The 12,492-nt window shown below is 42.8% G+C and carries 13 protein-coding genes; 4 read left to right on the top strand and 9 right to left on the bottom strand.

The window, feature by feature from the left end:
• Positions 1 to 17: 17 nt before the first annotated feature.
• From PSU72_RS14345 to PSU72_RS14385, 9 genes are all read right to left on the bottom strand, one after another.
• Positions 18 to 437, bottom strand: a complete 420-nt coding sequence (locus tag PSU72_RS14345; protein WP_013149202.1) for a secondary thiamine-phosphate synthase enzyme YjbQ — start codon at positions 435 to 437, stop codon at positions 18 to 20.
• Between the two features lie 205 nt (positions 438 to 642).
• Positions 643 to 1,446 carry a quinoprotein dehydrogenase-associated SoxYZ-like carrier gene (locus PSU72_RS14350; RefSeq protein ID WP_300433399.1) on the bottom strand — a complete coding sequence of 268 codons (804 nt, stop codon included), beginning with the start codon at positions 1,444 to 1,446 and terminating at the stop codon, positions 643 to 645.
• Positions 1,447 to 1,591: 145 nt separating this feature from the next.
• Positions 1,592 to 1,984: a VOC family protein gene (locus PSU72_RS14355; RefSeq protein WP_300433401.1), complete on the bottom strand. Its 393-nt coding sequence runs from the start codon at positions 1,982 to 1,984 to the stop codon at positions 1,592 to 1,594.
• An 89-nt stretch (positions 1,985 to 2,073) separates the two neighbouring features.
• Positions 2,074 to 2,601 (bottom strand): adenine phosphoribosyltransferase, encoded by a 528-nt coding sequence (locus PSU72_RS14360; RefSeq protein ID WP_300433402.1) that lies wholly within the window; start codon positions 2,599 to 2,601, stop codon positions 2,074 to 2,076.
• Positions 2,602 to 2,793: 192 nt separating this feature from the next.
• Positions 2,794 to 4,578: an aspartate--tRNA ligase gene (gene aspS / locus PSU72_RS14365; protein ID WP_300433404.1), complete on the bottom strand. Its 1,785-nt coding sequence runs from the start codon at positions 4,576 to 4,578 to the stop codon at positions 2,794 to 2,796.
• Between the two features lie 101 nt (positions 4,579 to 4,679).
• A complete protein-coding gene (locus PSU72_RS14370; protein ID WP_300433405.1) occupies positions 4,680 to 5,285 on the bottom strand; it encodes a DUF502 domain-containing protein in 606 nt (201 codons plus the stop codon).
• Positions 5,286 to 5,330: 45 nt separating this feature from the next.
• Complete coding sequence (locus tag PSU72_RS14375; RefSeq protein ID WP_300433406.1) at positions 5,331 to 5,615, bottom strand: zinc ribbon domain-containing protein; 285 nt, start codon at positions 5,613 to 5,615, stop codon at positions 5,331 to 5,333.
• A 129-nt stretch (positions 5,616 to 5,744) separates the two neighbouring features.
• Positions 5,745 to 7,730, bottom strand: coding sequence for an AsmA family protein (locus tag PSU72_RS14380; RefSeq protein WP_300433408.1), 1,986 nt, complete (start codon positions 7,728 to 7,730; stop codon positions 5,745 to 5,747).
• A gap of 440 nt (positions 7,731 to 8,170) precedes the next feature.
• Positions 8,171 to 9,094, bottom strand: coding sequence for a YihY/virulence factor BrkB family protein (locus PSU72_RS14385; protein ID WP_300433410.1), 924 nt, complete (start codon positions 9,092 to 9,094; stop codon positions 8,171 to 8,173).
• Between the two features lie 148 nt (positions 9,095 to 9,242).
• On the opposite strand from PSU72_RS14385, the gene PSU72_RS14455 reads away from it, so the two are divergent.
• From PSU72_RS14455 to PSU72_RS14400, 4 genes are all read left to right on the top strand, one after another.
• The gene (locus PSU72_RS14455) at positions 9,243 to 9,434 is read left to right on the top strand and encodes a Thivi_2564 family membrane protein (RefSeq protein ID WP_367186098.1); all 192 of its coding nucleotides are present in this window, start codon (positions 9,243 to 9,245) and stop codon (positions 9,432 to 9,434) included.
• 228 nt (positions 9,435 to 9,662) lie between these two features.
• On the top strand, positions 9,663 to 10,823 hold the full coding sequence (locus PSU72_RS14390) for an AI-2E family transporter (protein WP_300433412.1): 1,161 nt from the start codon (positions 9,663 to 9,665) through the stop codon (positions 10,821 to 10,823).
• Positions 10,816 to 11,280: an FMN-binding protein gene (locus PSU72_RS14395; protein ID WP_300433413.1), complete on the top strand. Its 465-nt coding sequence runs from the start codon at positions 10,816 to 10,818 to the stop codon at positions 11,278 to 11,280. The genes PSU72_RS14390 and PSU72_RS14395 overlap by 8 nt, the downstream gene beginning before the upstream one ends.
• Before the next feature lie 50 nt (positions 11,281 to 11,330).
• Complete coding sequence (locus PSU72_RS14400; RefSeq protein WP_300433414.1) at positions 11,331 to 12,146, top strand: FAD:protein FMN transferase; 816 nt, start codon at positions 11,331 to 11,333, stop codon at positions 12,144 to 12,146.
• Positions 12,147 to 12,492 lie beyond the last annotated feature (346 nt).

Genomic DNA, 12,492 nt, shown 5'->3' on the forward strand with positions numbered 1-12,492 from the left:
GTTTTGACTTAAATCAGTTACTCGCCAATAATTTTAACTAGAACGCGCTTTTTTCTGCGACCATCAAACTCGCCGTAAAAAATCTGCTCCCAAGGGCCGAAATCCAAACGACCTTCAGTAATCGCCACCACTACTTCACGCCCCATCAATTGGCGCTTCATGTGTGCATCGGCATTATCCTCACCAGTATCATTATGGCGATAGCTGCTCACAGGCTCGTGCGGGGCAAGTTTTTCTAACCACTGAGTGTAATCGTGATGCAAACCACGCTCGTCATCGTTAATAAACACACTGGCAGTAATATGCATGGCATTGATTAACACCAAGCCCTCTTTTACGCCACTCTCACGTAAGCACTCATTCACTTGCTCGGTAATGCGAATAAATGCCACGCGGGTTGGTGGGTTAAACCACAGTTCTTTACGATAGCTTTTCATTGTTGTCTCCAAAAATTTAATTCATTGGCATTTCGTCTAATGTCATTCCGTGCTTGACACGGAATCTAGTGACTTAAAGACACTGGATACCGACTTTCGTCGGTATGACAAATACGTTAATTGCATTGTATTTTAGCACCACAGAAAATACTAAACCCAATAAAAAAGGCCTCCAACTGGAAGCCTTTTCAACGCTAAAATAAACTTAGCCTTTCACATCGACTTGCTGCACAAAAGCCTTACCTTCATTGTCTGTTGCAGTCACTTCTAATTTACCAGCTGCATCAGGTACAAAGTTAAATTTAAAGTATGGGTCTTCTGCAGTACCAACGCCCACATCTATGGTTAACATTGGTTTGCCGTTATAAGAAAACTCAGTCTTTTTAATGTAAAACGCGGGTACAAAACCTTGAGATACTAGATCGCGCTGTAAGCCAGTGCGCATTGGGTGTTTGATATTAAATGTTGTTGACGTTGCACTACCAATAGCAACGGGTTCATCCACCTTGAATTTGATTTTACCTGCGCTGGCACGAATCGCCGCTTCGTCACCTTCTACCGTGCCGCCACAACCGCCAGCGGCGCGAATTTCACGTGAAGCTAAATATAACTTACCGCTAGCATCTTCACCTACTAAGCGTACAAATGCATCAGTTTCAAAGCGGATGCGTGTGGCTAATTGGAAATTACCCAGCGTATCAGTTAAATGATAAGTAGCAGTTAATGGAATTGGATTAGCATCAACAAACGCATACAATTTGGTGATTTTCACACCATTGGCTGCGGCATTATCCACGCTATAAGTCACAGGCACTTGCGCACCACTTTCAGCTCGGCGCGGCGCATCTATTTTAATAAAATCCACCTCTTGCATATCGCGTTTTGCAAAAAATGCTTCTTTCATCACTGGCCATAACTTAGGATCAGGCTCGGCAAAAGCAGAAGCACTCGTCACTAGTAAAATAACGCTGGCTAGAGCACGCCATAAGGTTTTATTTAAGTTCATCATTTTCCACACTCGCACTTTCGTTGTGCTAAAAAAAGCAGTTTGCCAATACGACCATCGTTAGGTAAGACTACTGAATGCTATTTTAGTTTTATTCAAGCACTTGTATGTGATGCGAGTCACACAACACACATTTGCTTATTAGCCGCTACAGATTACGATACTCTTCAAAGTTAAGTTCAATGCCGTTGCCTGCAGGGTCTTTAAAGTTAACTTGTCGCACGCCGTTCATTAACACTCGGGTGGTATATGGTACTTGATGTGCAGTTAAATGCGCCTCGGTAGCGGGCATATCGGTACAAGTGAAAGATACATGATCATAAGTGCCATTCACATGCAAATCTGGCGCACCTACCCCCTTGTTGTATTCAGCAATATGCACCACATCATTATCACCAATGTACAACCAAAATCCGTAGCTAGTCGTCGCAGTGCGCGGCCCAATTTTTAAACCAACAATATCACAATAAAAATCGCGCAAAACATCCATCATTGCGCGATTCGCACGCAGATTAATATGATTGATTTCGGTGACAGGCATAATATTTCAGCAATCTAGATTTAAGTATATTTTGACAGTTTGTGTGAAATTAGCCACTAGCGCAAGGTGCAGACTAAACACGTAAAGCATTAATCGCCTTCAAACTCACATAAAGAAAAAGGTTTGAGTCCATTTTCAACCAAACGTTTCGAGCCGCCCAAATCTGGCAAGTCAATCACGAAAGCGCAACCCATCACATCACCGCCCAGCTTTTGAATCAGTGCCGCAGCAGCTTCCGCTGTGCCACCCGTAGCGATTAAATCATCGACTAGTAACACTTGTTCACCGCGAGCAATTGCGTCGGTATGAATTTCCACGCGGTCAGCGCCATACTCCAAAGCATAATCATGACCGACAGTTTCAGCAGGCAACTTGCCAGATTTACGAATAGGCACAAAACCCACACCCAGCTTATAAGCGAGTGCCGCACCAATGATAAAACCACGCGCCTCAATACCTGCAATTTTATCTATTTTTTCATTAGTGTAATGATGAGCAAGCGCGTCAATCACCGTGCGAAAGCCGATTGGGTCTTTCAACAAAGTGGTAATGTCGCGAAACTGAATGCCTTGCTTGGGGTAATGCGGGATAGTGCGGATTAGGGATTTGATAGGCATGCGTTTAGTGTATTAATTTAGCTTAAACTGCCATTAGTTAAAATTTAAGGTAGAATTTTAACCCTACCTTAAGTCTCACTTTAAACTCCCAAAAAAATGCAATTCGCGATACGAGAACTAGGCACTTCCGCGTAGACAGTACGAATCGTACGGCAAGCGGATGTAACGACGTTATCGTGAAGCGAGTGCATTTTAAGCGGCTGGAGTTTGTGAGCGAACTCGAATATGCAATTCACGCAATTGCTTCTCATCCACCTCATTCGGCGCATTCGTCATCAAACACTGTGCACGTTGCGTTTTCGGGAAGGCAATCACATCACGGATAGATTCTGCGCCTGTCATCAAAGTTACCAAACGATCTAAACCGAAGGCTAGGCCGCCATGTGGGGGTGCACCGTATTGCAAGGCGTCTAGTAAGAAGCCGAATTTCTCTTGGGCTTCTTCTTTGCTGATTTTGAGTGCGTCAAATACTTTTGATTGCACGTCTTGTTTATGGATACGCACTGAACCGCCGCCTACTTCCCAGCCGTTTAGCACCATGTCGTATGCTTTTGATAGCGCAGCACCTGGGTTAGTCACTAACAAATCTTCGTGACCATCTTTTGGTGCAGTGAACGGATGGTGCAAAGCTGCCCAACGGTCATTTTCTTCGTCATGTTCAAACATTGGGAAATCAACTACCCACAATGGCGCCCATGCGCGACCATCTACATGGCCTTTATCGTGACCGACTTTAAGACGTAACGCGCCTAGCGCTTCATTCACCACTTTAGATTTATCTGCGCCAAAGAATATGATGTCGCCATTTTGTGCGCCTGTGCGGTCGATAATCGCTTGCAATGCTGTCACGTGAATGTTTTTAACGATTGGGCTTTGTAGGCCTTCTTCGTTTAACTTAGTCACGTCGTTAATCTTGATATACGCTAAACCTTTAGCGCCGTAGATTTTGACGAACTCTGTGTAAGCATCTATTTCGCTACGAGCGATTGCCGCGCCACCTGGCACACGCAATGCTGCCACGCGACCACCTGCCATATTCGCTGCGCCTGCAAATACTTTGAAATCTACGTCTTTCATTACATCTGAAAGCTCAGTGATTTCTAACGTGACGCGCATATCTGGCTTATCTGAACCGTAACGTGTCATTGCCTCGTGGAATGACATGCGTGGGAATGCGGCTGGCAACTCAACGTTTTGCACTTTTTTCAGCATTTGACGAATCATCTCTTCAACGATGTCCATGATTTGATTTTCAGTCATGAACGATGTTTCGATATCGACTTGCGTGAATTCTGGCTGACGATCTGCACGTAAATCTTCATCGCGGAAGCATTTAGTGATTTGGAAGTAACGGTCGAAGCCTGACACCATCAATAATTGTTTAAATAGTTGCGGTGATTGCGGCAACGCGAAAAACTGACCAGCGTGAACACGGCTAGGCACTAGGTAATCACGCGCGCCCTCTGGGGTTGAACGCGTTAACATTGGTGTTTCAATTTCAATGAAGCCGTTAGTGTCTAAATAATCACGCAAGGTTTTAGCCACGCGATAGCGCAACATCATGTTTTTTTGCATCGCTGGGCGACGTAAGTCAATGTAGCGGTGCTCTAAACGCACAGTTTCAGTTAAGTTTTCATCATCTAACTGGAACGGCGGGGTGAGTGAAGCATTGAGAATTTCAATCTCAGTGGCAATCATCTCCACTTCACCAGTGGCCAAGTTAGCATTGGTTGCGCCTTCTGGGCGCGCATTAACGACACAAGTCACTTTGAGTACATATTCACTACGCACAGATTCAGCAATCGCAAATGCTGCTTTTGCATCTGGGTTAATCACGATTTGCGCTAAACCTTCACGGTCGCGCAAGTCAATAAAAATCACGCCTCCGTGGTCACGGCGACGGTGTGCCCAACCACATAAAGTAACTGTTTGGCCAATGTGTTCGCGGTTTAGATGTCCGCAGTAATGTGTACGCATAATGTTAAGTTCTTGTTAAATAGTCGGTTAATTAAATGGTTTTTATTGCTTTAAGAGTTCGGTTAAGTTTTCTTGGTTTTAAATTTTATTAGTTTTTAAATTTACTTGGTTTTATGTTTTTTAGGCGGGGCAACTACGCCCATGCTAATAATGTATTTCAGCGCCTCATCCACGCTCATATCAAGCTCAACGACGTCAGCACGCGGCATCATTAAAAAATATCCGCCTGTTGGGTTGGGCGTTGTTGGTACATAAACACTGACAAAGTCACCTTGTAAGTGATTCACAATATCACCGCCAGGTTGACCTGTGATAAACGCAATCGTCCAAGAGCCTTCACGCGGAAACTGCACCAATACTGCATGACGGAAAGCGTTGCCAGTATCTGAAAACAGCGTATCAGACACTTGCTTCACACTGGCATAGATTGATTTTACAAAGGGCACGCGAGAGAGCATTGCCTCCCACAGATTAATCAACTGTTTACCAAAAAAGTTGGTGGCTACCACACCAGTAAAAAGAATAATCACTACGGTAAGCACCGCGCCAATACCCACTATCTCATGGCCTAGCAAAGCCTTTGGTCGCCAGCTCATTGGCAACAAAAACAAGCTTTGATCCATAATGCCGATAACGCTAGACAGCACCCACACGGTGATAAACAGCGGCACTAACACTAGCAAACCAGTAATAAAATATTTTTTCATGTGCCTAGTGAATCAATTAGTCAATATCAAGTAGTTAATCTAGGCTTAGTGGCAAGCGCAGCCTGTAGCACAAGCTGCGGGTGCAGCGGCTGCTTCAGACTTTTGTTCAGTTGAGGTCTCGCTTTTAGCTGCGGGTGCTGATTTACCACCATTTTTAAAGTCAGTCGCATACCAACCGCTACCGCTTAATTGAAAACTAGGTGCAGATAATTGCTTGCTAAAAGCTTCAGCGCCGCATGATGGACAAGCCTCAGTGCTCGCCGCGCTGATTTTGCGCATCACTTCATCTTTATGGCCGCAACTTGTACATTGGTAATCGTAAATAGGCATAAATACCTCATTAAACAGTTAGATAACCGCGAATTATACCTTATTTGATGACTTAATTTTACGACTTAGCTAATCGTATTTACCAAAAATCAAAGGCTATTAACGGCACTTTGGCTAATCAAAGCTTAGTTAATGCTTTTTCAGCCGGGCTAATGTTTCATTGCAAATAGCATCTTGATGTGTGTCGGCGACTTTACCAGGATCAAGGAAAGGGATGATGGCTGCAAGCGGATTGATTAAACTTAATAAAATTCCCCCTACTACCCGCGCTCCTATAGGCGCGACTTCTGGGGAGACTTTTGGTTTAAGGAAAGTACCGGTTATATCAATAGGAGAGCGCACGGTTAATGGTGAAAAGTTTTTAGGCTCAGCTGTCATACGCAGATCAAGCTTTTCCTCACCCATATTGACATTGCCATTGAGTACAATGGTGGTCACTGGGGTATCAATTAAGGCGACATTGGATTTCATAACCCCATCATTTGCTTTGAAATTCATGACTGCACATTGCATTTTTAGATTTTGATCACCTTTTATCAACAGGCCAACAGCTTGCGCAATATCCAAGCCAGCGGCTTCAACTATCAAGTGTGATATTTCTCCATTACGGATATAAAGTGAGAGGTCACCATTGAGTGAGCGCAGTAATTGCGCGGTAGAGTTGCCTTTGCCTTTGAGTTTAGCTTCACCATTTAAAAGACCCGTGACATAAGCAAGCGAGGTCTCTGATTTGTTCTTTTGCTTAGCCTCGTCTTTTCTGGCTTCTGAAATTGTTAACCATTTTTCTAGATTGATATTTTTAACTGCAACATTGATGCCCCAATCTGCTTTTATACGCTCAAGATTCTTTTCCTTTAGTGGATTAGCGAGTTCTTTTTGTTCATGAGCATCTATAAAGATATCGCCTGAAATGCTGCCTTGAGCAGTTCTAGCATCAATTTTGGCTAAAGACAGCTTATTTTTATTGAGATTTAAACTTGCCTTTAGAGGAGCAAGTGGCTCACGAAAAGCTTTGCCTAAATCGACATAATCAATGTCAATTGCAATTTCAGCATTCATGCGGTTATAGGTAGCAAAATCCAATGGCTGATCAGGAAATATGCGATCTCTTTTAGTGGAATCAGTATCAGTACCGCCGAAGGCGGGTGCCAAATCTGCCAGAACAAAGCGTTTACCTGTAAGCTGACCTTTCAATATAGACTTATCAGGGCGAGTGTCGTATTCAAATTTACCGTTTAGATCACTCTGCCCAATGCGGGCGGAGGCGACATCAATCAGCCAGACCTTGTGATTTCGCGCTATTCCACCACTGATTTTAAAAGGCGTAGTGCGAGGAAGCGTAATACTGAGCAGATCACCCAGTTCACCCAATGAGGCGCCATTAATGGCTAATTGGCCTTTAATATTTTGCTCCCCAAAAAGATCGTATACAGTGCCGTCGAAATTCACATGTACTTTTCCATACTCAAGCCAGCCTTTTGAAGAAACAGGCGCTGAGTTTTTATCCTGAGAAGCAATGGGCAAAAAGCCCTGAGTGGTTAACTCTCCCTTTAACTTACGTTCACGAAATTCTCCCCGCACGGCTACTTTTGATACGGGGGAAGTACTTTTCTGACCTTCATCAGTACTAAACTCAACGATAAGATCAGCCTTGGTCAGGCGATCATCAACGTAAGCCTGCCCTTGACGAATCAATAGTGACTGAATCAAAGGAAAAGGACGAATAGGATCTGTGTCGTTTTTATTAAACTGCCAGGTTGATTTACCATCCAGCCCCCTGCTTAAATGGGTATCAATCTGTTCTGCTTTGATCGATTTAATGACATATGGACTTCCAGTTTCAACGCCCCATAAATCACTGTAGCGTAATTGGAGTTCGAGACCTTTAGCGTTGGCAAGATAAGGCACCTTAAATTCAGAAGGTGCAGAAATACGCAAACCCCCAGCTTGAAGTTTCAAACCACCTATTAGTTTTAAGTTAAATGGACTATCAATATTAACGGTACGCTCTAACTTATTTTGCATGAATCGCTGCAATGGCAACCTGAGAAAAGGCCACCCAATAACTTCACAAAAAGCAACAATCAGTAATAAAGCCAAAACAATGCCGCCCAAGATTCTAACCTTACTGTTTTTGATTTTTTTGATTGTTAGCATGGCATGTCCTGTCTTGGCTTTTTTAGCGCAGTTTAATGAGTGGCTACACTATGTTTAGAGTTGAGATGTTTAGATTTGAGAGTTTAGATTAGATTTCATATTTTTAACCATCTTAGCAAGCTTCCACAACCCAATCAGCCAGCCTCAGAGTTAACCGTAAGGCGTTCTTTACTATGCACAAAATGTCGCCCAAAGGCTGTTGGGGCACTTATTACTTCAATGACAGTTTTTTAGGTTGTATACTTAGTCAAGCTTCAAGAGTACTGAATAATACTGAGAATTAAGCATCCGGTCATCGTGTTAAATGTAATAAATCACTAGTCTATTGTCTGTACGTTAACGAACCAAGCATAACCACATACAAATAGAACATGAGTTAATGATATTAGCTATATCAGTTAACTTTTAGAATCTCTCACACTCTTGAGCGGATTTGCCGCCAACTGATCAAGTTCAAGCTGCTGTTGTTTATATTGCTTTAGGCTTCCAAAGCGTAAAGCGTATTGTCGGGTAAATTCGGCGCCCATAAATAAAATCTGAGCTGAATAGTATACCCAAAGTAATATCGCAATCACAGAACCAGCTGCGCCAAAGCTTGAGGCAACCGCGCTTTTGCCAATGTAGAGACCAATTAGGTACTTACCAAGTGTGAACAAACAGGCGGTAAACACAGAGCCAATAGCAACATCTTGCCAAGATAATCGCTCATCTGGCAGCATTTTATAGATGACGGCAAACAGGCATGCAATCACGCAGAATGAAACAAATGATGTCAATGTTGTAAATAACAGTGCCGAACTGCCCCATACGCTACCTATATATTGTTCAAAAACACTCAGTAAAGCACTCACTACTAGCGATATTAAAAGTAAAAATGTGAGTACTAATACCAGTCCAAATGATAGCAAGCGTGTTCTTAGCAAGATACTCATCGCTGATAGGTCTGATTTTGGCACGCCCCATAGCTCGTCTAAACTACCTTTCAGCTCAGTGAACACACTGGTTGCTCCTACTAACAAAAGTCCGATAGCCACTACCGTAGTTAATTGACCACCCACAGGATCTCGCGCAGCGGCCAATATCGCTTGGATGGCTACCGCGCCATTATGGCCAACCAAGTTTTCTATCTGGTGAATAATCTGTCCTTGTGCTGCTTCATCGCCAAAAAAGAAACCAGTGACCGCAATGGTTAGAATTAAAATTGGTGCAAGAGAAAATAGTGCATAGAATGCCAAGGCCGCACCTTTACTGGCTCCACGGTGAGTGACCCATGAAGTAAACGAATCTATAAAAACTTCCACTACCGCTTTAAGAAGTTTCATCTTAAATATATCCTTTAAAAAAACAAGTCGATGGACCTCCATGGCTAGTAGACCACTAGATTATTGAATCATGTGTTCGCTTACGCACATACATAGCATGAAAAAATTGTTATTTTCGGGTTTAATCTAACTTCAGAGAGTATTAACAATGAACATCATCATAAATTTAATTGTGTATTTAGTTGTTTTTGGGCTAATTTGGTGGCTAGTCAGCTTGCTGCCCCTGCCTGCGCCTATCGCTCAGATTGTGCGTGCTCTTTTTCTAGTCTTACTAATATTGATTATTTTGTCGGCTGTTGGAATTCTTCCAGGTGGCTATTTGCCTCCGATACGTCTTTAATCTGGCCTTTTTTAAGCTTTTCAGTGACAAGTAATTTATTTGCGTTGTCACTAAGAAGCTTAAATTTTTACGCCTGCTCCAGTCAAATCACATTAAGTAGAACAGATTTAAAATGATCTCCTAATGAGCCGTTAGTAAACTGCTTACAGCCATATCTTTCTAAGATTCATTAATTGGTAATCACCCTCTGCATTAGATATATAACAATTTTAAATAGAAGGAACGTGTGTGAATAAGAGCATTATCCAAGCGTCAGATAAGCACCCATCCGCAGACTTAGCAGTACTGCCTGGAAATGATTCAATTCAAGTTAAAAACCTGGCATTAGTTATTCTGACAACTCTTGCCGTAATTTTTGCTTTGGACTGGGCACAAAACTTCGTCATTACCTTGCTGTTGGGAATCCTCTTGTCCTACACGCTAAATCCAGTAGTGAAATGGCTCGAATACGTCAAAATACCGCGCATGGTCGGCTCTTCAATCGTCATACTAACGCTTATATTGAGCATTGGATTTGCTGGCTTTACCTTACGAGGGCAGGTTCAATCTATTATCGCCCAGTTGCCCGAAGTCACGACTAAGCTTACCGCTGCTTTTGAAACTAAGCGTGGAGAGCCGCTTACCGATATGCAAAAAGTGCAGATAGCTGCTAGTCAGGTTGAAACAGCGACCAACTCGGTAACGAACGCCGTTGCGACTAAGAAAAACTCCACTATGCATGTCGTTATTGACGATCATAAATTCAAAATTGGTGATTTTCTGTGGCGAGGTTCATTAGGTGTTTTCGGGTTTGTCGGAGAGGCAATTACCATGGCTTTTCTTGCGTACTTCTTGTTGTTATCAGGAGATACATTCAAACGAAAGTTAGTTCACCTTACTGGGCCGTCACTGTCACGTAAAAAGATTACGGTACATATTCTTGAAGATATCAATAATTCAATTCAACGCTACATGTTTATGCTGCTCATTACCAATGTAATGGTCGGTCTATCGATGTGGCTCCTATTTCGAATGATCGGCTTAGAAAATGCTGGTGCGTGGGCTGTGTTTGCCGGTTTTCTTCATGTAGTTCCATATTTTGGTCCAGTTGTAACAGCAGGCGCAACAGGAATAGCGTCTTATATGCAGTTTGGCTCCACTTCAATGGCAGTTCTGGTAGCTGGAGCGACTATGCTAGTAGCCACAATAGTGGGTGTCTTTCTAACGACCTGGATGACTGGCCGCATTGCCAAAATGAATTCTGCAGCTGTATTTATATCCCTTTTATTTTTTACGTGGCTTTGGGGGGTATGGGGAATGCTACTAGGTATTCCTCTTATCGTCATAATCAAAGTAATCTGCGTACATATTGAGCATTTACAGCCCGTTGCAGAACTTCTAAGTGAATAAACGAGACTGCTATACGCTTGTATTGCGCCCTCAGTCTTTCGAGGCGCGTCCAGCAAAGCTAACCTCAGATCAGCAAGATAAGATTAAATCTTTATCTGGTTTACGTCAGCGTTGGGATACACAACAAATTTGGCGTGCTGTTAAAAATGGTAAAACGCTAGGTTGGTTTGTGGTGGACGAGGTCATAGGTAAGCATGAGTTTATTACCTATGCAGTTGGCTTGAGTCCGGATGGCCACGTTTTAGGCGTAGAGATTATGACGTACCGTGAAACTTATGGCGGTGGTGTACGTAATGCTATTTGGCGTCAGCATCTTGTAGGTAAAACGCTAGCTGACCCCTTTAAGTTAGATGAAGATGTACCGAATATTAGTGGCGGTACCTTATCTAGTCGCAATGTCATGGATGGTGTGAAACGCGTTCTCGCGATTCAGAAAGTCTTAAATTTGGTTGAATAAGCGTTACCTTAATTAAGTTAAGATGGTTGAATTTGAATTGTTAGGTTTCAATGGCTAGTCTTAAAAGAATGCGGCCTTTGCTTGGTACTTTTGTCGAGATTGGTTGTATGCAAACTGACAAAAGTGCTGAACATGCAATTGCTGCGGCATTTGATGTGATAGAAAAGCTACACCATTTGCTCAGTTTTCACGAGCAAGCAAGTGATCTTAGCCGATTAAATCAGGCCGAAGGCAAAGCGGTTGTGGTAAATCAGCATACTCTACGCGTAATGAAGCTTGCGCGAGCTATGACCATTGCTAGCAATGGCCTATTCAATTGCACGCTAGGTGGTGCAATGGTACAAAGTGGCGTTCTGCCAAATCATAACAGTCCAAATCAAGATGGAGCTGAGACTAAAGCCAGCGGTGTTGCTAATGACATTCAAATAAATGCTCATACTATTACACTTAGCAACTCAATAAAAATCACATTAGACGGTATTGCTAAAGGCTATGCAGTTGATTGCGCCATAGCCCAACTCAAGCGCTTCGGCATTAAAGCCGCTTGGGTGAATGCTGGTGGAGATTTACGTGTTTATGGTGATTTAGTGTTACCAGTAAGTCGTCGAGAGATTAATGGTGAATATGTCAGTTTAGGCGGTTTACAGAATGCTGCACTTGCTACTTCAACTGTCACCGAAGTTTATGACAAAACGTTTCCTGGGAAAATCATTGGTAGTTTAGCTTCGCCAAACCTCGGTAGTTGGACCGTCATGTCTCATTACGCTTGGCGCGCAGACGCTTTAACCAAAGTTGCCTGTTTAGCAAAAGCGGCTGATAGAGACGCTCTCATTGAGCGCCTTGGCGGCAAAATCGTTACAATGTAATCAGTACCCTAAAAAAGTACACTTTCACTAAATCACATGCACGGAGATTACTATCAACTGCAAGGTTAAAAAGTTCTAAGTCTTTGTTTCAATTAGATAGTTCTGAGCGAACTCGAATTGTCCAGATTTCTTTAAATTTAAGTGGTGCTTTTTGACCGATTACTTACCTTTGTTCCATGGTTCATGATGAACTCCTAAAAAATAGGGATCAATAGTTTGCACTTATTTCAAAGTGACTGCATTAACTGAACTTCTCTTTAGCAGCCTCTAATAATCGGGGCTTGCGACCCTATATAGTCACTCCATCCTGTTTTCAGCGATACTAATCACAACTGGCAGGTAGCTG

Origin of the sequence: Methylotenera sp. (assembly GCF_029945535.1) — a bacterium.
GTDB lineage: Bacteria > Pseudomonadota > Gammaproteobacteria > Burkholderiales > Methylophilaceae > Methylotenera.

What these genes read in the sequence shown, in the direction of transcription:
- PSU72_RS14345 (WP_013149202.1), bottom strand. Translation starts at nt 437, where the DNA reads ATGAAAAGCTATCGTAAAGAACTGTGGTTTAACCCACCAACCCGCGTG.
- PSU72_RS14350 (WP_300433399.1), bottom strand. Translation starts at nt 1,446, where the DNA reads ATGATGAACTTAAATAAAACCTTATGGCGTGCTCTAGCCAGCGTTATT.
- PSU72_RS14355 (WP_300433401.1), bottom strand. Translation starts at nt 1,984, where the DNA reads ATGCCTGTCACCGAAATCAATCATATTAATCTGCGTGCGAATCGCGCA.
- PSU72_RS14360 (WP_300433402.1), bottom strand. Translation starts at nt 2,601, where the DNA reads ATGCCTATCAAATCCCTAATCCGCACTATCCCGCATTACCCCAAGCAA.
- aspS (WP_300433404.1), bottom strand. Translation starts at nt 4,578, where the DNA reads ATGCGTACACATTACTGCGGACATCTAAACCGCGAACACATTGGCCAA.
- PSU72_RS14370 (WP_300433405.1), bottom strand. Translation starts at nt 5,285, where the DNA reads ATGAAAAAATATTTTATTACTGGTTTGCTAGTGTTAGTGCCGCTGTTT.
- PSU72_RS14375 (WP_300433406.1), bottom strand. Translation starts at nt 5,615, where the DNA reads ATGCCTATTTACGATTACCAATGTACAAGTTGCGGCCATAAAGATGAA.
- PSU72_RS14385 (WP_300433410.1), bottom strand. Translation starts at nt 9,094, where the DNA reads ATGAAACTTCTTAAAGCGGTAGTGGAAGTTTTTATAGATTCGTTTACT.
- PSU72_RS14455 (WP_367186098.1), top strand. Translation starts at nt 9,243, where the DNA reads ATGAACATCATCATAAATTTAATTGTGTATTTAGTTGTTTTTGGGCTA.
- PSU72_RS14400 (WP_300433414.1), top strand. Translation starts at nt 11,331, where the DNA reads ATGGCTAGTCTTAAAAGAATGCGGCCTTTGCTTGGTACTTTTGTCGAG.